This is a genomic window from Anaeromicropila herbilytica (genome assembly GCF_016591975.1).
Taxonomy (GTDB): Bacteria; Bacillota; Clostridia; order Lachnospirales; family Lachnospiraceae; genus Anaeromicropila; species Anaeromicropila herbilytica.
Window position 1 is genome coordinate 568,885 of sequence record NZ_AP024169.1, and the last position, 19,631, is coordinate 588,515.

General features: G+C 35.3%; 14 protein-coding genes. 8 read left to right on the forward strand and 6 right to left on the reverse strand.

Annotated elements, in window-relative coordinates; all coding sequences use genetic code 11:
• Positions 1 to 210 precede the first annotated feature (210 nt).
• From bsdtb5_RS02445 to bsdtb5_RS02455, 3 genes are read left to right on the forward strand one after another with little or no spacing between them, the layout of a single operon-like run.
• The gene (locus bsdtb5_RS02445; protein WP_271714466.1) at positions 211 to 2,280 is read left to right on the forward strand and encodes an efflux RND transporter permease subunit; all 2,070 of its coding nucleotides are present in this window, start codon (positions 211 to 213) and stop codon (positions 2,278 to 2,280) included.
• On the forward strand, positions 2,277 to 4,283 hold the full coding sequence (locus tag bsdtb5_RS02450) for a coiled-coil domain-containing protein (RefSeq protein WP_271714467.1): 2,007 nt from the start codon (positions 2,277 to 2,279) through the stop codon (positions 4,281 to 4,283). The genes bsdtb5_RS02445 and bsdtb5_RS02450 overlap by 4 nt, the downstream gene beginning before the upstream one ends.
• Positions 4,284 to 4,318: 35 nt before the next feature.
• Positions 4,319 to 6,034, forward strand: coding sequence for a methyl-accepting chemotaxis protein (locus bsdtb5_RS02455; RefSeq protein WP_271714468.1), 1,716 nt, complete (start codon positions 4,319 to 4,321; stop codon positions 6,032 to 6,034).
• Positions 6,035 to 6,154: 120 nt separating this feature from the next.
• Here bsdtb5_RS02455 and bsdtb5_RS02460 read toward each other — a convergent pair whose 3' ends face one another.
• Together bsdtb5_RS02460 and bsdtb5_RS02465 are read right to left on the reverse strand one after the other, a co-directional pair.
• Complete coding sequence (locus bsdtb5_RS02460; RefSeq protein WP_271714469.1) at positions 6,155 to 6,733, reverse strand: TetR/AcrR family transcriptional regulator C-terminal domain-containing protein; 579 nt, start codon at positions 6,731 to 6,733, stop codon at positions 6,155 to 6,157.
• A 263-nt stretch (positions 6,734 to 6,996) separates the two neighbouring features.
• On the reverse strand, positions 6,997 to 8,028 hold the full coding sequence (locus bsdtb5_RS02465; protein ID WP_271714470.1) for a sugar phosphate isomerase/epimerase family protein: 1,032 nt from the start codon (positions 8,026 to 8,028) through the stop codon (positions 6,997 to 6,999).
• A gap of 112 nt (positions 8,029 to 8,140) precedes the next feature.
• Between bsdtb5_RS02465 and bsdtb5_RS02470 the strand changes: the two genes are divergently transcribed.
• The 5 genes from bsdtb5_RS02470 (at position 8,141) to bsdtb5_RS02490 (ending at position 13,969) form a co-directional block, all read left to right on the forward strand.
• Complete coding sequence (locus tag bsdtb5_RS02470) at positions 8,141 to 8,698, forward strand: TetR/AcrR family transcriptional regulator (RefSeq protein WP_271714471.1); 558 nt, start codon at positions 8,141 to 8,143, stop codon at positions 8,696 to 8,698.
• Between the two features lie 237 nt (positions 8,699 to 8,935).
• Positions 8,936 to 10,132 (forward strand): Bcr/CflA family efflux MFS transporter, encoded by a 1,197-nt coding sequence (locus bsdtb5_RS02475; protein ID WP_271714472.1) that lies wholly within the window; start codon positions 8,936 to 8,938, stop codon positions 10,130 to 10,132.
• Between the two features lie 523 nt (positions 10,133 to 10,655).
• Positions 10,656 to 11,726, forward strand: a complete 1,071-nt coding sequence (rsgA, locus tag bsdtb5_RS02480; protein WP_271714473.1) for a ribosome small subunit-dependent GTPase A — start codon at positions 10,656 to 10,658, stop codon at positions 11,724 to 11,726.
• A gap of 2 nt (positions 11,727 to 11,728) precedes the next feature.
• Positions 11,729 to 12,757 carry an aminoglycoside phosphotransferase family protein gene (locus tag bsdtb5_RS02485; RefSeq protein ID WP_271714474.1) on the forward strand — a complete coding sequence of 343 codons (1,029 nt, stop codon included), beginning with the start codon at positions 11,729 to 11,731 and terminating at the stop codon, positions 12,755 to 12,757.
• Between the two features lie 375 nt (positions 12,758 to 13,132).
• On the forward strand, positions 13,133 to 13,969 hold the full coding sequence (locus tag bsdtb5_RS02490; RefSeq protein WP_271714475.1) for a polysaccharide deacetylase family protein: 837 nt from the start codon (positions 13,133 to 13,135) through the stop codon (positions 13,967 to 13,969).
• Between the two features lie 272 nt (positions 13,970 to 14,241).
• On the opposite strand, the gene bsdtb5_RS02495 is transcribed toward bsdtb5_RS02490, so the two are convergent.
• From bsdtb5_RS02495 to bsdtb5_RS02510, 4 genes are all read right to left on the reverse strand, one after another.
• Complete coding sequence (locus bsdtb5_RS02495; protein ID WP_271714476.1) at positions 14,242 to 16,833, reverse strand: ABC transporter permease; 2,592 nt, start codon at positions 16,831 to 16,833, stop codon at positions 14,242 to 14,244.
• On the reverse strand, positions 16,830 to 17,516 hold the full coding sequence (locus tag bsdtb5_RS02500) for an ABC transporter ATP-binding protein (protein ID WP_271714477.1): 687 nt from the start codon (positions 17,514 to 17,516) through the stop codon (positions 16,830 to 16,832). The genes bsdtb5_RS02495 and bsdtb5_RS02500 overlap by 4 nt, the downstream gene beginning before the upstream one ends.
• An 83-nt stretch (positions 17,517 to 17,599) precedes the next feature.
• Positions 17,600 to 18,589 carry a sensor histidine kinase gene (locus bsdtb5_RS02505; protein ID WP_271714478.1) on the reverse strand — a complete coding sequence of 330 codons (990 nt, stop codon included), beginning with the start codon at positions 18,587 to 18,589 and terminating at the stop codon, positions 17,600 to 17,602.
• Positions 18,576 to 19,262, reverse strand: coding sequence for a response regulator transcription factor (locus bsdtb5_RS02510; protein ID WP_271714479.1), 687 nt, complete (start codon positions 19,260 to 19,262; stop codon positions 18,576 to 18,578). The genes bsdtb5_RS02505 and bsdtb5_RS02510 overlap by 14 nt, the downstream gene beginning before the upstream one ends.
• Between the last annotated feature and the right edge of the window lie 369 nt (positions 19,263 to 19,631).

Genomic DNA, 19,631 nt, shown 5'->3' on the forward strand with positions numbered 1-19,631 from the left:
GGAGACGTTCTTTTCTGATTCTAATATGAAATTTATTTCACCATACTTTTGACCAACAATTATAGGCAATTTGTCCGATTTTTATACAAAGTGATATTAATTATCCGTTTTAGAACTTTTAATTTCTTGCTATTCTTTTATCAGAAGAGGTGAAAAGAATAAATAGCCGTTTATACAAAAATACATATTTGTTAGGAAAAGAGGTTGAGAATGAAAAAAGTATTTAGCCAGATATTACAACATAAAATAAGTATTGTTTTAATTTTTACAATAGGACTAGTCATATGTGCTCTATTAAAAACACAAGTTAAGGTTGATTATGATATGAATGATTATCTTCCTGACAGTAGTTCTTCTACGGTTGCGATTAATCTAATGGAAAAAGAATTTGGTGGTGGTATTCCAAATGCTAGGGTTATGATTTCAAACGTAACAGTTCCAGAAGCACTAAAGTATAAAGAAAAATTACTTAAGATTGATGGTGTTTCTGATGTAATGTGGTTAGATGACGCAATAAATGTAAAAGAACCACTAGAAACACAAGATAGTAGCGTTGTAGATACATACTATAAAAATAAAAATGCGTTGTACATAGTTACAATAGATGCAGATAAGAGAGTTAAGGCAGTAGATGCAATTCGAGGTCTTATTGGAAATGATAATGCGATGACAGGTGCAGCTGTTAGTACAGCAGTCGCAACCCAGTCAACCGTGCAGGAACTTGCAAAGATTATTAAAATAGCAATACCAATCGTATTCTTTATTCTTATTTTAACAACAACTTCCTGGGTGGAACCGATTATAATGTTGGTTTCAATCGGAGCGGCTATTTTATTGAATGAGGGATCTAATCTAATCTTTGGAACAATTTCCTTTGTAACAAATGGAGCAGGAAACATTTTGCAATTAGCAGTATCTTTAGATTTTTCCGTATTTCTTTTACATAGTTATGAGGAACAAAAACGTCAGGGTTTGTCTGCAAAAGATGCGATGTTACAGGCTTTAAATAAATCATTTGGTACCATATTCTCATGTGGCTTGACCTTAATTATTGGTTTTGCGGCACTAGTAATGATGAGATTTAAGATTGGTCCTGATTTAGGTCTGGCACTAGCGAAAGGTATGTGTTTTAGTCTTTTGACAGTATTCTCATTCTATCCAGTAATCATGATAATATCAGATAAATGGATTGAGAAAACAAGACACCGCTCTTTTATGCCAAAATTTGATCTGTTAGGCAAAGTAGTAAGTAGAATAATGATACCACTTGTTGTTATATTTTGCTTACTTATTGTTCCAAGTTATATTGCCAGGGAAAAGAATGATTTTTATTATGGATCTTCGCATATTTTTAGTTCTTCCACTCAGAGTGGTAAGGATAGTTTAGCCATAGATAACGTATTTGGAAAATCGAATAATATGGTTCTTATGGTACCGAAAGGGGATACGGCAACAGAATCAAAACTGAATAACGAACTAAAGAAAATAGCAGAAATTAGTGACATAATATCTTTTGTTAACAATGCGGGAGCAGAGATTCCGATGCAATATCTGGATAAGGATACGTTAAATAAGTTGGAATCTAATCATTATAGTCGTATGGTTTTAACTGTTAAAACGGAATATGAAGGAGAGATAGCTTTTGATACAGTTAAGAAAATTCGGGCTACAGCAGAAAAGTATTATCCTGGGAAATGGTATCTTGCAGGAGAAAGCGTCAGTACCTATGATTTGATGGATACCATTACGGATGACGATGTACGCGTTAACCTAATTGCAGTTGCAGCTATATTTATTGTTATTCTAATGGTATTCAAATCATGGTCCATTCCAGTAATACTTGTACTAGCAATAGAAACAGCAATATGGATAAATGTATCAATTCCTTATTTTAAGGGGTATACAGTGTTTTATATATCCTATCTTATTATTTGTTCTGTACAGCTTGGTGCTACTGTGGATTATGCAATTTTATTTGCACACAGGTATCTGGAGTTCAGAGAAAAATATGTGAAGAAGAAGGCAATACAAAAGACAATTGCCGTAGTTGCAGTACCAATACTCACATCCGGCACAGTTCTGACTATTATCGGATATTTACTTGGATATATTACAACACACGGGATATTGAAGCAAATTGGTATTTTACTTGGTGGTGGAACCTTGTTATCCATGGCAGTTGTATTTTTTGTACTACCTGGATTGCTGTATCTTTCAGATCGTTTGATTGAAAAAACCACAAAAGGAGTTAAATTTAAGCATAAGGAGTTGGAAGAATGATAACAGGAAGAGATAATAAAACAAAAAGAATTCACATAAAACAATTGGCGTCATTACTGTTAGTCGTTGTAATGACATGTTCAGGTAATAATACAGTTTATGCTGCTGAACAGAATAATGGGAAAGAAGAGGTGGTATACGGAATCCTAAATAACGATGGATCAGTGAACGGAGTATACGTAGTTAATATTTTTGACCAGAAGGGTAATATTATTGATTATGGAAACTATTCATCTGTGCGCAATATGACATCGAAGGATGGCATCACATTAGATAATAATAAGGTTACGTTTGCTAATACACAAGATAAGCTATATTATGAAGGTACGCTAAAAGTCAAGGAATTACCTTGGAATATATCTGTAAAGTATTTCATAGATGGAAAAGAATATACTGCTGATGATATTGCAGGAAAATCTGGTGCATTCAAGATTAAAATTAATATTACACAAAATGAAAACTGCAAGAGTACTTTTTATAAAAATTATGCTCTACAAACTACAGTTACGCTGGATACCAATAAATGCAGTAATATCGTCTCTGATAATGCTACAATTGTAAATGTTGGAAGTGATAAGCAACTAACTTACACTATACTGCCTAATAAAGGGGCAGACATAACAATAACAGCTCAGGTCAATGATTTAGAGATGGATGCAATAACTATAAATGGTGTTCAACTGAATCTGGATATACAAATTGATGATTCCAAACTGAAGGACAAAATCAAAGAACTTACTAACGGCGTAGCAAAGATTGATAACGGAGCTAATGATTTACATAGTGGAGTATCTGAATTAAAAGATGGGACAAACACATTAACGTCAGGAGCTAAAGCTTTAAAAGGTGGTTCTTCAGATCTAAACGAAGGGGTCAAATCACTACAAGCAGGTGTGAGTAAAATGCAAGATGCATTGAATCGCTTAAATAGTAAATCAGATACCCTAAACACTGGCTCGTCACAAGTAAAAGATGCATTGATTAAAATACAGTCATCATTATCTGCAGTATCTTTATCAACGGATAAACTTACAGAGCTTGTAAACGCATCTTCTCAAATAAAGACTGCAATAAACCAGATCTATACAGGTATAGGTACGTTACAAATAAATGTGGGTTTCAAACAGTACAAAGCTGCTATGGCAACTGGTAGCTTGGATATTGATAAACTCCAGGCAGGCAATAAAAATGCGATTGATTCAATGAATGTGCAAATTGCGACCTTAACAAAATCTTACAATCAAATGAAAGATGTAACAAAATATGAATCACAAGCAGCTCAACTAAAAGCTCAGATTGATCAGTTATCTAGCCTTGTTATCCTTTTGAATGGAAACTCAGCAGCTATTGGAGGAACGGAAACTTATTTAAATAACGTCACTGCAGCAATATCTAAGTTATATACTGGAGCGGGTCAGTTAAATTCAAAGTATGCAACATTTGATGCTGCAATAGCTGAGTTAAACCAGAGTCTTAGCGGGATATTAGTCAATATGAGCAAATTATCAGATGGTATTAACACATTAGTTGATAAATATTCAACGCTTAATAAGGGGATTAATGATTACACAACAGGTGTAGCTCAAATTGTTTCTTCCTATAGTGGTATCGTAGATGGTGTTAATCAGCTTTCTGACGGAAGTGAACGATTAGCTAATGGTAATCAGAAATTGTACGAAAGTACAAATGATTTAACTGCGGGTGTATCTGCTTTGTACAATGGATCAAATGACTTAGCAGATGGAACAGGCAAATTTAAAGATAAAACAGCTAATATGGATTCGGAGGTAAATGATCAGATAGATAGTGTATTATCAGAGCTCAAGGGTGATGGAAGTAAGACGGTATCCTTTTCCTCAGGGAAAAATAATGAAGTGAAATCTGTTCAATTTGTATTAAAAACTCAGCAAATTGAGAAAAAAGAAGTAGTTAAATCAACAGAGAAAAAAGAAAAGAAATTGAATGTTTGGCAAAAGTTCCTGAATCTATTTGGGTTAGAGTAAATAATAAAAATACATTTTAAGAGGGAATCATTTGAATGAAAAAAATATTTAGTAATATAAAATTTGTAACAAAAATCTCGATGCTATCTGTAAATTACATTTTGTTTATTGCGTTAGTTGGTTTTATTGGGTTACTTGCATTAAACAAAACAAATGATTCAATTAAAGAAATAAATGGTAAAAAAGTTCAGTCGATTTATGAATTAGAAAAAGCACAGAAAAGTATACATGATATAAGTACATCTATGATTACAATAGCCATAGCTCCTGATGATGAATCTAAAAGAGCATTAGAAAGTAAACTTGCTGTAAGTGAAAAAGAGCTTGATAAATGCATGGATCAATATATAAAGCTAAACCCTAAAGTAAAGGAGGATGTAGACTACAAAGAGTTATATACTGTGTATCAGGAATTTCAGTCTATGAAATCAACAATTATAAGTGGTAAGGATATGCAGCAATTAACTGTTTTGATTAAATCAAATATAACTGACAGGTTAACAAAAGTAAATGATAGCTTCAATAATTTAATTCAAAATCAAAAAGAACAAGTGGATTTGTTATATGATAAGAGCCAAAATGATTTTCATAGAATAATATTTATTTTTATTTGCCTTATTATTGTTGCATCTGCCATTGGTATAAGTTTTTCTGTGTTCACATATCAGGTTGTCGTTAGACCTATAAGGGAAGTTACCATTAAGCTAAATAATATTTCTCAAAATGGAGGAGACTTAACAGATAGAATCAACATACATAGTAAGGATGAGATAGGTAAACTTGCTATAGCATTTGATTATACAATGGACAAACTGCAAGATATGGTGAGTGATGTGAGGAGTTCATCAGAACAGGTTGCTATTTTTAGTCAACAACTCTCCCAAACAACAGAAGAGTCAAGCAATGCTTTAGATTTAATTGCCCAATCTATACAGGGGATTACACAAGGAGCACAAACGAATGTGGAAATTGTAGAAATATCAAATCACGACTTGATCACGGTTAATGAACTAGCAAAAGAAACAGCAGAAGCAGTCCAAAAGACAAGTATCAGCAGTAACGCAGTTCACCAATTAGCTGAAAAAGGAACGGTAACACTGAATGATGTTTCATCCTCTATTGAAAAGATTTCTATGTCTTCATCGGAAGTAGCTCGGGCTATTAAAGAATTAGATAACTCTTCATTACAAATAAGTGAAATTGTAACTTTGATTACTAATATTTCAGCACAAACTAATTTACTAGCATTAAATGCTGCAATAGAAGCGGCCAGAGCTGGAGAATTTGGTAAAGGTTTTAGTGTGGTTGCAGAGGAGATAAGAGAACTTGCTGACCAAAGTAATATGGCAGCAAATGAAATAGTAAAACTAATTCAAGAGAATAGGAAAAAAACTGATATGGCGGTATATTCTACAAATAATGTTGCTGTACTAATTGAATCGGGAATAACTGATGTTAATATTGCCAAGGAAAATTTTGATAAGATATTAAATAGCATAAAAAGCATTGTAATTCAGATTAAAGAGATAGATAATACAACACAACAGCAAGTACAGACCGTGTACGAAGTAAACCAGACATTATCTCAAATTACAAAAACAGCTGAAAAAATGGCGGCAGGTACTGAAGAAGTCAGTGGAAGTGTTGAAGAGCAGTATGCAACAATGCAAGAAATATCGTCTACTGCTTTTCAGATGTCAGAAATGTCAGATTCTCTATTAAAAACGGTTGAAGGATATATAGTTGAATAATACATAAAATCCAGTGATAGTGGTTTAATTATTATGTAAAAGATATGAATGCAAAGGTGATTGAGCTCTAAAATTACAAGGCTCCATCACCTTTTTTAGTTAGTAAAATAATAATAGGGATTAATTAAATTCAAGTTCAGCTTTCGTAATAACTTGATTAATTGTTTCATAAAGTGTGAATGAAATATATTGAATCATCTTTTTTTGGCTTTCGTTTTCTTTATTTCTTATCCAATCTATTAGTAAAGATGCAAGTGCTTCCGTATAGAAATTGATAAGGAAATCAAGGTAATCTCTCGGTATCTTTTTCCCTTCAGCTAATTGGTATACGGTATTCCCGATGATAGAAAAGAAATCTTCTTGAAAAAAGCGTTTAAGTTCATCCCTTCCTAAAGCATCAAACACACAATTGCAGATATGTTTATTGTTTTCTAAATAATTAAGCATAAAGTTAATTGCATCCTGATAATCTACAATAAGATCATACTGTTTAACAATTTCAATTGCTTCCTCCTTGAAGATCCATTGAAGTAAATCATATACGTTTTCAAAATGATAATAAAATGTTTTGCGGTTTACACCACAATCCTCAATAATTTCTCTCACAGATATTTTCCCTAAAGGTTTTTGTTCTAGAATTTTTTTGAATGATTCGGCAAGAGCTTTTTTTGTCATTAAACTTGTAGTTACGTGCTGCATAAAGTTCCTCCTAAATATATTTTAAGATTCTGCGCCAATTAACATAAAACTTTCTATATGTATAGCAGCTTCCTTAGGATTTTGTATTGTTGGTGCTAATAAGCAATGTTTAACGTTAAAATAAATTTGATATTGAACAATCTCTTTAATTGATAAAATACACATATGTTTTAAAATAGTCAAGTGTTTTATTAAAACATAAAAAGAGTTCACATGTCATATTAATGTGGACTCTTTTCATATAAGCATCATTCTTTATTATTCTATTTCCCACCAAAATGCTCAAGCATATACTTTGCACTAACTTCAAGACTCTTAATTGGATCATGATCTACCCAATTTTGATGAGTTTCTAATACGACACCTTCTACACCGTTTTTTATTGCGATTGCTGAGAGTGTATCCAGATCCATATTTCCATTTCCTAATTCTGTAGCATTTTCTTTTAGTATAGGTGTCATATAAGGACCTGATTTGGTGCAACCACGATCATTAATATGCCATAATTTCATCCTGCTTCCCAGTTGTTCCATCAAAGCGAAAACATTAGCACCTCCATCGGCCATCCAGTAACTATCAAATTCGAAGTTGACGTATTGAGGATCGGTTTCTTCAATGATAACTTGGTAAGCTGTTTTATCAGGGGTTACCTTTTGTAGCTCACAATTATGATTATGATACAAAAGACGGATTCCTTGTTCTGAAAGAGCTTTTCCAGCCTTATTAAGACGCTTTGCAAGTTTTTCTACGTCCTTTAGACTACTATAATCAAATCGGTACATACCAGTAATAACTACAGTATCTGTCCCGAACTTTTTCGCTTCATCAGCGATAGCTTTCGCATCATTTTCAATGCTTCCAAGATCACTATGTAGACTGATGACTTTTAGACCACTTTCTTTGATTAGCTTTGGCCAATTAAGCTTGCCACCATTACCAATTGGCATTCCAGAGAACTTTGTCATAAGTTTTATCATAATAGAGGACTTGTGGATCATAAAATCATTTAACTCAATAGCCTCATAACCTGCATTTTTGATATCTAGTAATGTCTGTAAAGCATTGTCATAATTGTTACACATGGATCCGATCATAATCTGCTGAACTGCAGTTGTAATGTGTTTCGAATTGCTATCCTCATTGTGGATTACTACATTATTTTGCTCTGTTTTGTGTGATTTCAAGATGGAATTAATGCGCACACTTTCTTTGATATGGTAACCAATTATAAATATTATCAGGGTTATAATGCATACAATTAATATTTTTATTATTTTCTTCATTCTCTTTTTCAATTTAGTGACTCCCTTCATTGACTATTTTCATCAGTACTTTATAATAATATCAACAACTGTCTATTTTGCAACCGACAGATGTTTTCAAAATGTCGAATTCAAGGGAGACGCTATGTCAGATAAAAATATCAATCAGAGGATTATGTTAACGAAACGTTTGGTCTGTGAGGCTTTGTTAGAAATGTTAAGGACACGTAATATTAATAAAATATCCATCAAAGAATTATGCAAGATTGCAGGAATCAATCGTAGTACATTCTATAATCACTATGGCAGTCAATATGATGTATTGAATGAAATAGCAGAAGAGTACATAAAAAGCACTTCATATACTATTATAAATGATATGGCAGCAGGTAGACATATTGATGAATGCCTTACTAAGGTTCTACAATATATGAAAGACAATCTGGAATTTGCAAAACTTGTGTTAGATCAAGGAAATTATGACTTAATCAGCCATATCAGAATCTCACTGCCACAGTTTAATCAGATGGTCATTCGGAATCTGCCAGAAGATCTTGATATGGATAAAAAGGAGGCAATCGCTTCATATGTTCAGTATGGAACTGTAAGACTACTGAAAGAATGGATTGATTCCGATTGCTTGAAGTCACCCGAAGAAGAGGCAAAATTAATATTATATATTGCTGGAAGAACGATTAGTTAAGAAAGGTATTTATCAATTGGACCATTGACTTTAAAGATTCTTTGGGTTATCATCAAAGAATAACGGAGGGTACATACGCGTGCTGGACAAGTTATCAACATTGTTGGTTGATAACTTGTCTTTTTTTTGTTATGAGGTAAACGTATCGTATCTATCAAGGAATATCATTTTCTATAATACAATTAACAAGGAGATAATTATATGAAAGTTAATAATAAGCAATCAACAAATTTACGAATGCCACAAAAGCATTTGGGACCAAAAGGGTTAATTCTATTCATTTCTTTAATGGGAATGTTTATACCACTGTCAATTGATTTATATTTACCTGCAATGCCAACAATGGCAACTTATTTTAATACTACATATTCAATGGTGAATCTAACTTTAATTGCGTTCTATCTCTTTTTTGCTATCGGTATCATTATCTTTGGACCTCTTAGTGATAAATATGGTAGAAAACCTATTCTTATTGTATGTTTGATGTTGTACACAGTCGGGAGTTTTGTGTGTGCACTATCAGGGTCAATATATCAACTAATTCTATATCGAATCGTTCAGTCATTAGGTGCTGGAGGTGTTATGGCTATTTCAACTGCTTTGGTAAAAGACTGTTTTTCGGATAAATTAAAAAGTAAAGTCCTAGCTATCGTTCAAGCTATGGGTGTAATCGCACCAATGATAGCGCCAATTGTAGGGGCAGCTATTTTACGTATGGCAGAATGGAGGGAAACTTTTTTCGTCCTTGCTTTGATAGGGCTACTGACATTAGTAGTGGCACTTATGTTTCAGGAAACTTTGTCGCAGTCAGAGAGGTATAACGGAAGTTTAGCAGGTGCATTAATGCGTTTAGTAGTAGTAGGAAAGAATGTAGGATTCAGCAGCTTTTTATTTGTTGCGGCAATGCTGGCAGCGCCTTATATGGCGTATGTAACAGTGTCTTCCTATATATATCAAAACTACTTTGCCTTAAACGTTCAGACATACAGTTATTATTTCGCGATTAACTCAGCTTTAGCTATTCTTGGGCCGATTATATATATTCGCTCTATAGGAAAGTTACGCGCCCGCACATTTACGTGGTGTTGCTTTGGTGTAGCGTTAGCTAGTGGATTTTGTGTACTTTTCATTGGTAACCATGCACCTTTGGTATTCTTAATTTCATATCTTCCATTTACTTTAGTTGAAGGAGCAGTTCGCCCTTTTAGTACGAACATCTTGTTGGATCAGCAAAGTGAAGACATTGGCTCTGCTTCTTCGTTAATTAATGCAGTACATACCATTTTAGGTAGCATAGGAATGGCATTAGGTTCTTTAGCATGGAGCAATATGATACATGGCTTGGGAATCATTATGATATCCACTACGGTAATTGCTATTTTGGTTTGGATTATCCTGTTATGCGGTAAAGTGAAGATAAAAGGACTGATTTAGCTGATCTGTAAAAATAGATTATCTATTTATTTAATAAAAAAATTTAAGGTTGAAAAACTAGGAAATTAATGTTATATTTTAAATATAAATTCCGTATAATGGAAGACGAAAGGAGATGTTCTAGATGGCAGAAATAGTTGAGGTGGCTGTTTCTTAAATTGAATAGAGCAGTGGCAGTGGTAATGTTTGATGGTAGTATGATGCCTCGGCAAAGCTATGCCATTATTAAGTAACCTATCGTTGATTCTATAGCTTTTGGTTGAAGCACACTTTTTGGTGTGTTTGCTTTGTGTGTAAAAATAACCGCAGTTGTAGCCCTTAACAGAGGTGCTATCTGCGGTATTTTTATGCCCTTTTTTAAGAGACAGAGTGAAAGAAAGAAGATTTCACATGTTGTAATTAGGCTTGCGAGTAAGTTGCAGGCACGGACGTTAGTGTAATATGGTTGATGAAATAATAGAAGGGAGATTGATAATGAGCAACGATAATCAAATTAAAAGACAGAATTTTATGGAGGTAGTACATGGTAGATTTAACTAATTATGGTTTAACACCAGATTTGATCCAACAAAATAGTATAGGAATTCCAGCAAGGATTACAGCTGTTCATAAAGAAAGGTATGCGCTCATTTGTGAGCAGGGAGAAATCTATGGACAGTTAAAATCCAGTGTATATTATACAGACTCGGCACAAGATTTTCCAACGACTGGAGATTTTGTGATGATAAAATATAACCCTGATGGTGATAGTCAGATTATTCAAACACTTCATCGGAGAACAAAATTTTCTAGGAGTGATTATTCAGGGCATGCAGTGGGATATGTAAAGACTGTGAGGGAACAGGTAGTAGCAGCAAATTTTGATTATGTATTTGTTATGCAGTCACTGAACCATGACTTAAATGTGAGGAGATTGGAACGTTATCTGGCATTGGCATGGCAGTCAGGGGCGATGCCAGTTGTGTTACTGACGAAAGCAGATCTTGCAGAAGATTATGAAGAGCTGCTAAAGAAGATTGAAAAAGTAGCAGCAGGAGTTAAAGTTCACTCAATCAGTGCAAAGACAGGATATGGACTGGAAGGTTTATCTAACTATTTGCTACCAGGCAAAACGATTGTCTTTCTTGGATCCTCAGGTGTGGGAAAGTCAAGTCTTGTTAATGCGTTGGCTGGTAGTGAGGTTATGCAAGTCAGTAATATTCGTGAAGAAGATAGTCGCGGACGTCATACCACGACTCATCGCCAGCTATTAATGCTTCCAAACGGCACAATTGTAATAGATACACCTGGTATGCGTGAGTTGGGTATGTGGGAGGTATCCGATGGGATTGGTGAAGTTTTTGCGGATGTCGAGATATATATAGGAAATTGTAAGTTTTCTGATTGCAAACATGAAACAGAGCCTGGTTGTGCTGTGAAATCTGCAATAGAAAGTGGTGAACTATCCTTAGAGCGTTGGGAAAGCTACTTGAAAATGAAACAGGAAGCAAAATTTACGGCTGAAAGAAGTTTTTTTCTGCGTGATAAGGATGCACGAAATAAAAAGAATGTGATACAAAATAGACAAAAGAAAAGCAATGAAAGGAAACATTAAATATGAGAATAAGTGAAAGTAGTATATCGGAAACCTTAATTAAGGTATTAGGAAAAGCTCTGAGTGAAGAAATTATAGAAGTAAGTTATGAAATGGAACAGCTAAAAGGTGGAACTGTAGGAGCGGTAAAGTTGGTATATGGAGTAGCAATAACCAAAGAGAGGAAGGAATTACCTTACAAGGTTGTCTATAAGAGACAAAAGAGATGGGAACGTTTTGCAGATCCTGATTCATGGCGAAGAGAGTATGATCTTTACGCTGCTAATCTGGATACGGTGTTTTCTGACTTATTTCGTTGGCCAAAATGCTATTATGCGGAATTATTAGAAGATGAAACACAACTATGGATGGAATATATTGAGGGGATATCGGGTCAGATGCTAACTAGTGCAATGTATGAGCAGGTAGCTGAGGAATTAGGACGATTTCAAGGTAGGATGTATGCACAAAGGCCTGAGGAACTGTATTCACTCAAAAATCTCAGTAGTAAGGAATATAGTAAAAAAAACTATGTACATTATCGTTCATGGTATGAGGTGTATGATTATATCCGTGCAGAGAACTGTGAAATACCTAAGCATCTATGTGACATGCTTATTGAACTGGATGAACACTCAGATCAGATATGGGAGTGCATTGAGCGATTACCAGTAGTACTATGTCACAAAGATTTTTGGGTGGAAAATATATTTTATACCGAACAGAAAATTATGCTGATAGATTGGGATACCAGTGGCTGGGGATATTTGGGCGAAGACATTGCTAGCCTAATCGCAGATGAATCAGATGTTGCACATATGGTTGAAAATTACGGGAAATGTGTAAGTGCTTATTGTAGAGGTTTTTCAAAATATGTAGACATAGCAAACATAAAATCTCTTTATATCAAGGAGATGATCCTTTTTATATTTGGATATAGGTTGGTTGAGAAAGTTAAATTTGCCGAAACGGCTGAGGAGAAGACTATTCAGATTGATATTCTTCAAAAAATTCATGATATGGACGATAAAAATATAACGATTAATTTATAATTTTAGATATTAGTATTATGAATGAAGAGATAGTAAAATTGACTGTAATCTATCTTCAAAATAAGACAAGAGATATGAAATGTTAGAATAAATTCTTATATCTAGAAAAAGAAACACAGCTGTTTTGATTGTCACATCAAAACAGCTGTGTTTCTATATTTTAGCCACAAGACATCATATATCATTTTGAATCAAGTCATATCGTCACGAAGTGCGTCAATAATATTTTCTCTTTTATCTTACTAATAGAATTCAATGGAAATAGGATTGTATAAAAATTTATATAATTTTAAAACTTTTTACGCCTGTGTGGTGTCTAATAAGATAGAGATACAAAAAATAAAACACAAGGTTTAACCTTAGGAGGAAATATTTATGAAAACTAAATTATTATGCACAATTGTTTCTATTGGAATTATTATGACGAGCTTTAGCACCAAAGCACTTGCACAATCAAACACTAAGACTGACTCTCATATGGAAAATATCTATACACAACAGATGAGTCGCTATAATCCAGCAAGTATTGTCAAAAAAGATGTATCTTCAGAAGAAGCATACAAAATATCAAATGTCGTATACAAGAACAATAATATTAGAATTAACTATCCAAAAATTACTGGATTAAAAAACAGTAAAAATCAAAGTGCTATTAATAATATAATAAAAAAATATGCTTTATCTTATCATACTAATAAGGATAGTAAAATGAGTTTGGAAGTAAAATATAAGATTACTTTATCAACTAAATCATTGTTAAGCATTCAATATAGTGGCGAAGAAAATTATCCCGGTGCTGCTTATCCGACTAACGTTTTTTACACCACTAATATAGATATGAAGAATGCAAAAGCAATAAAGCTATCTGATATGGTTTTAATAAACAAAAACTTTGTTAAAGCTTTAAAAAAGGGAATTTACGTGACCTATAGCACTAGTGATAAAAAATTGCAAACTCAGATGGCTGAATATTTAAATAATCTAGATGACAAGGAATTAATAGATAGTATTAAACAATCTGACAATATGGATAAGAACAAAAATACATATCAAACTTACTGCTATTTGACAAAAGATGCGATTGTCATTAGTCTATATGTTCCACACGTAATGGGAGATCATGCAGAGTATAAAGTTATGTATAAAAGCTTAAGTAGTAATGTTAAAACAGATGGCAGTTTTTGGAAAGACATATTAAGCGCTATTAATTAATAATTAAAAAAGACTTTACGACAATTGTTTTGAGGCTTGTAAAAAATATGATAAGTTTGTTTTGTAAACTTTATTAAGGGAAAGGTAGCCATAATTCATAATTATACAGTGAACTACACTCAGCAAACTTAAATAAGGCTTTTGACCCCAATATCATAGATAGTAAATTATAAAGTTCTTTCGTTATACTTTAGAGACACTCAAACGAGTGTCTCTTTTGGTTGTTTGGCGAACAAAGTGAGGAAATGGAACGTAAGATGAAAAAGTTTGAATCAAGTCATATCATCCCGAAGTGCGTCAATAATATTTTCTTTTTTTATCTTGCTAATAGCATACAGCATGGTAATGAACACAATAAAGAGCACGCTGAACACGCTGATTGCCATACTTCCCCATGGGAATATATAATCGAAGTTACCCATCCTTTCAGCACCTGCCAATCCTTCGTAGATCAGCCACGAAGAGAGTGTAGCTATTGGAAGTCCGAATAGTAACGTCCTCGTGCCATAAAAGATACACTCGAATGTCATCATCTTATTGAAATCACGGTCGGACATCCCCACTGAGCGGAGCATGGAAAGCTCTCGCCTTCGTAGTCTGATATTCGTGGAAATTGTGTTGAACACATTGGCAACTGCAATCAGAGATATCATGATAACAAAAACATAGGTGAACAGATTAATAACGAATGTCAAACTACGGTCTTGTTCAAGTACTGCGTACGCATTGTATAGAGTATACGAAGATGTTATTCCTGTACCCTGAATTATCGATTCTATTTCCGTTACCGATTGAGAAGGATTTTTGGACTGAAAGTTCAGCCCTATATTCGCATGGGTATCTGGGGTTACATACTTCTCTTTCAACGAGTAGGGAGCCACCACCATAAAAACATATGGAGTCTGCTCTGGAATGAAAGCTTGCTTCGGAGGAGGATCGATTGGGTACGTATCGACAAATGTAATGTTTATTCGTTGCTCTTTCTCCTTATTTGGTTTGTCATTTGTTTCTGGAGCAACACGTAAAGTCTTGGAACGACGTGCAAACATATCATATGTTTTTGACCCATTTTTTTGGTTGACTCGCTGTTTTGCAAATGCAATCATTTTTGCATTCTGCCCAGTATATTCTTCTGTGGAGAAACCTAGTTTTTTTATAAAATGGATATATTGGCGGTCTGTGATAAATTGAATGTCCATTGGTAGATGAATCATTTGGTCTGAATTAGTATAACCTTTATATTTTCGGTAACAGTCTGAAAAATCGCCTGCTTTAGCTAAGCATGAATAAGATAAAATCGCTTGGTACGAACTATCGTAAATCCCATCTGTTTTTTTAAGTTTGTCATAAAGAGGAATCATTTTGCTAAATTCCATGTCCTGTGCGTTAAATAAGATGCCATAGTCCATGTCCATGATATACCGTTCTGATAGTCGTTTTATAGTTGTTCCAAAAGCACTTCCCGATACGAACAGTACGACGCTTAATACAAGGGATAGGACAATGCTGCGATAACGATTTTTATTCCTCTGAAAGTTCCTTAGGGCAAGTGTTCCCTCCAAACCGTAAATACTCTGTGCAAGTTTTGACGTCTTTATGTCTTTTGATTCGATTTTGACTTCATTGGTCTGGCGTATATTCTCCATCACGGGAGTATTAGCGGCTTTTCTGGCTGGGATATAAGCAGATATCAAAATGGTAACCAAACTGACCGCCACTGCGAAGGTAATCGCCAGAGAGGATACCGACAAGGTTAAAGGAACGCTATTGTAGGCGATGTTTTCAAAATCCTTAGCAACAATAGGAATTAGAAGCCAGATACTGCCTATGCCAACTAGAATGCCAATCGGTATGCCAACCAAACCAATGCAAAGTCCCTCAAATAACACTGAATTACGCAACTGCTTTGATGTTGCCCCCACCGATGCAAGAATTCCAAACTGGCGCGTACGTTCGTTCATTGAGATATGGAATGAGTTATAGATTAGAAATATTGAGCCTAACATTATTATGGCAACCAAAATGCCAATAATCGTATACAGAAGAGTGTTAATCAGTTTATCACTTGAAAGACCCATGAAGCGCAACACATTATCGTTTAAGATATAAGCTTGGTTTTTAGCTGAACTGCTTATGTAAGACTTTACCATGCGAGGGTTTTTTAGTGTGACAAATAGGCTGAAGTTATCCGGTTTGTCGTTAGGATCTGCTTTCGTTATCAAGGTATATCCAGGCGCCGAATGTTCCTCGAATCCTGGTCTGTCGCAGATGCCAACAACTGTATAGATTTTTTCTGATTTTGGCACGAGAACTTCTCGTCCTTCTCCTAATTTTCCAACCGTTAAGTAAGGGTCGTGTTGATTAAGATGCTTATTTCCATTCATACGGCTTCCAACAGCAAGTGAAAAAGTATCGCCAACCTTGAATCTAACACCACCTTTTGTGGCGACGTGGGACGGAACAAGAATCTCGCTACTATTTTTAGGAAATCTGCCGGAAATCAAGCTTATGGGTAAGCTATCAAAGGCCTCTTCACTGAATCCAGCAACAAAAAGATAGGGTTTGTCGGGACTTTTTCCACCATTAAGTGTTGAATATCCAATATTTTCATATGTTGCGGTGCTTGAAACTCCATTCTCGTGAGCTTGCTCCTGAACAAACGAGGAAGAAGCATTCAAAAACTCAACGTGCCAACCGCCATGTTTTTCGATAGAACCATTTACTAAAAAAGTCAATAGTGTAGTACCAAAGGTAGCAACTGCCGTAAGCATCGCAGCGGACAGAACAACTCCGATAATTGTAACGGTCGTTCGTGTACGACTCTTTTTCATGCTTTGCAGGGTGACTTTGTTAAAAATGTTCATGACTGTACCAACCTTTCATCACGCGCTACTTTACCGTCAGATATGCCAATAATGCGGTCTGCTTGAATCGCAATATTTTCATCATGCGTAACGAGGATAAGGGTTTGTCCATATTTTTTATTGCTTTCTTTTAGTAGTTTGATGATTTCATGTCCATTTTTACTGTCTAAACTTCCTGTAGGTTCGTCTGCTAGCATGACCGCAGGGGCGTTCATCAAAGCGCGTCCTATGGAGACACGCTGTTGCTGACCACCCGAAAGCTGATTAGGTAAATGCGTTTTACGGTCTTGTAGTCCAAGTAGCTCAAGTAAGTCATCAAGTCTCTCCTTGTTGACTTTACGTTTATCCATCAGAATAGGCAAGGTAATGTTTTCCACTACATTCAGTGTGGGAATGAGGTTGTGAAACTGATAGATTAGTCCAACTTGTCGTCTGCGAAAGATGGCTAGTTGATCATTATTTCCTGCATATACATCCTGTCCGTTCAAATACACCTTTCCGCTTGTTGGAACGTCCACGCCTCCGATGATGTGAAGTAATGTAGATTTACCAGAGCCAGAGGAACCGATGATTGCGGTAAACTCCCCTTTTTCGATTGTAAGCGAAACATGGTCAAGTGCAACAACTTGGTTTGCGCCCTTACCATAGACCTTGCATAGATTTTCAACTCTTAATAGCTCCATTATGTGATCCTCCTTTCTGTAACCATTACCCATATAATAGAACGTTCAACTTACATCTTGATGACTTTTCTGTGAGAGATTCGTCACTTTGGGAAACGAATGGAGAATATCGCACCACCTTGTGGGTGATTTTTAGCGGTAATTGTCCCGCTTTGCCTTGTTATAATCATCTTACAGAGAGCCAGTCCAATCCCATATCCTGTTGCACTTGTATTTTTTCCACGATAGAATCTGTCAAACAGACAGGGGATATCTTCTTTTTCTAAGCCCTTGCCATTATCGTGAATGGTTATCTCGGTAAACAAAGGGTTGTCTCTGCATACAATCTCAATCTTCCCATGTTCGTCTGCACTTTCTATGCAGTTTTTGAGGATGTTCTGAATTGCTTCAGAAAGCCAACTTAAATCACCCTCAATCATTACTTCTTTCGGCACGTCGGTTTGTATAGTAATATCATGCAGCTCCAATTGAATCAGGAACGGACGACACGCTGTGCATACAAGATCGTTCACATCAATTTGCTTGCTTTGAAACACCACAATGCCCGCGTCAAGGCGGGATAATTTCAACAGGGAGGTAAGTAACCAATCCATCTGAACAAACAATCCTTTAGTTTCTCGTATTAATGCTTTACGGTCATTTTCGTCAGGGGTATTCTCTAACAATGACAGAATAAGGTTCACGGAAGTGAGAGGGGTTCGAAGTTGATGGGCAATGTCAGCCATCGAATCTGCAAGATGTTCTTTTTCTTTTTTTAATGCATCGTTTTGCTCTCTGATACGCAGTGTCATTTTGTTTATCTCGCTTTGAAGAATGGACAGTTCGCCCTCGTCCGAATCACCAATATATAGATGGTTAGTGTTATGAAGAACAAGATCGATTTGATCTGATATCTGTGCAATGCTGTTATACCTAGCTTTGGTATACGACACAAACGTTGTTCCAAAGGTAAGGGCAGAAAAAGTGGCAAGGATTCCAGCGGCCATATTGATTGCAAATCCGAACATCACAGACACCGCAGCTAGTATGGAGAATAAAAAAGCAAACTGTCGAAACTCTCTATTCCGTAGCATACTCGTCCCCCAATCGATATCCTGTTCCTCGAACGGTCAAAATGATTTTAGGGCTTGCTGGATCGTTCTCTATCTTCTCTCGCAAGCGTTTTATGTACACAGTTAATGTATTGTCATTAACAAACTCACCTGCAGCATCCCACAATTCGTCAAGTAACCTATTTCTTGTAATAATACTTTTAGGGTTGTTAATAAACACCAATAACAATCGGTATTCTAGGGCTGAAAGAAAAACCTCACTGCCGTCCTTTTTCACAACGCCACTTGTCGTATCGACATGAACCCCATAGATTTTAAAGACTGATGGAGAACATCCACTTTTTCTAAGGGCGGTTCCAATTCGAGCAATTAATTCACGCGGACGAAAAGGCTTGGTGATATAGTCATCAGCGCCCATATTCAGCCCAGTAACAACACTTGACTCATCGCCGGAAGCTGTCAGAAAAATTACGGGAATATCCCCTGTTTCTTTGATTTCAGTGCAAATGGTAAAGCCATTTCCATCAGGCAAAGAAATATCAATAAGAGCTAAATCAAATTTATTCCCGACGAGTGCTGCAAGGGCATCGCTCCTTGTAGGTGCGTGAGTAACTGTAAATCCTTCTGAACGAAGCAAAAGTATAAGGTTCTTAGCAATTGCCTTGTCGTCCTCAACCAAAAATATCCGTTTCATCTATAAACATCATCCTTTCCTGTTTCTATATTGTTTGTCAGTAGGCTTTTTTGTCGTTATATAATCCAAGTATAACAAAACTATAGCTTTATTATATTTCTTTCGACACAAATACACAAGTTTACAAAAAATTGGAAGTTTGTTTAATGAAGTAAGGTATTTCAACTTCGTTTCCTAAAGTGACGAATCTCTCACCGAAAAGTCACCAAGGTGTAAGTTAAAAGTTCTATTATTTAGGTAAAGTTTGAGAAAAATAAATTTTCAACCTCAAAAGTTTGTGCCTACGTAATCCTTGGTGTAAAACCTAAGATGCGCAGAATGTGTACATAAGAAAGGAGAACAACATAATAAAGTTTCTAAGTTTACAGT

Coding starts and splice junctions, on each gene's coding strand:
- bsdtb5_RS02445 (WP_271714466.1), top strand. CDS start 211: ATGAAAAAAGTATTTAGCCAGATATTACAACATAAAATAAGTATTGTT.
- bsdtb5_RS02450 (WP_271714467.1), top strand. CDS start 2,277: ATGATAACAGGAAGAGATAATAAAACAAAAAGAATTCACATAAAACAA.
- bsdtb5_RS02455 (WP_271714468.1), top strand. CDS start 4,319: ATGAAAAAAATATTTAGTAATATAAAATTTGTAACAAAAATCTCGATG.
- bsdtb5_RS02460 (WP_271714469.1), bottom strand. CDS start 6,733: ATGCAGCACGTAACTACAAGTTTAATGACAAAAAAAGCTCTTGCCGAA.
- bsdtb5_RS02470 (WP_271714471.1), top strand. CDS start 8,141: ATGTCAGATAAAAATATCAATCAGAGGATTATGTTAACGAAACGTTTG.
- bsdtb5_RS02475 (WP_271714472.1), top strand. CDS start 8,936: ATGCCACAAAAGCATTTGGGACCAAAAGGGTTAATTCTATTCATTTCT.
- rsgA (WP_271714473.1), top strand. CDS start 10,656: ATGGTAGATTTAACTAATTATGGTTTAACACCAGATTTGATCCAACAA.
- bsdtb5_RS02485 (WP_271714474.1), top strand. CDS start 11,729: ATGAGAATAAGTGAAAGTAGTATATCGGAAACCTTAATTAAGGTATTA.
- bsdtb5_RS02490 (WP_271714475.1), top strand. CDS start 13,133: ATGAAAACTAAATTATTATGCACAATTGTTTCTATTGGAATTATTATG.
- bsdtb5_RS02495 (WP_271714476.1), bottom strand. CDS start 16,833: ATGAACATTTTTAACAAAGTCACCCTGCAAAGCATGAAAAAGAGTCGT.
- bsdtb5_RS02500 (WP_271714477.1), bottom strand. CDS start 17,516: ATGGAGCTATTAAGAGTTGAAAATCTATGCAAGGTCTATGGTAAGGGC.
- bsdtb5_RS02505 (WP_271714478.1), bottom strand. CDS start 18,589: ATGCTACGGAATAGAGAGTTTCGACAGTTTGCTTTTTTATTCTCCATA.
- bsdtb5_RS02510 (WP_271714479.1), bottom strand. CDS start 19,262: ATGAAACGGATATTTTTGGTTGAGGACGACAAGGCAATTGCTAAGAAC.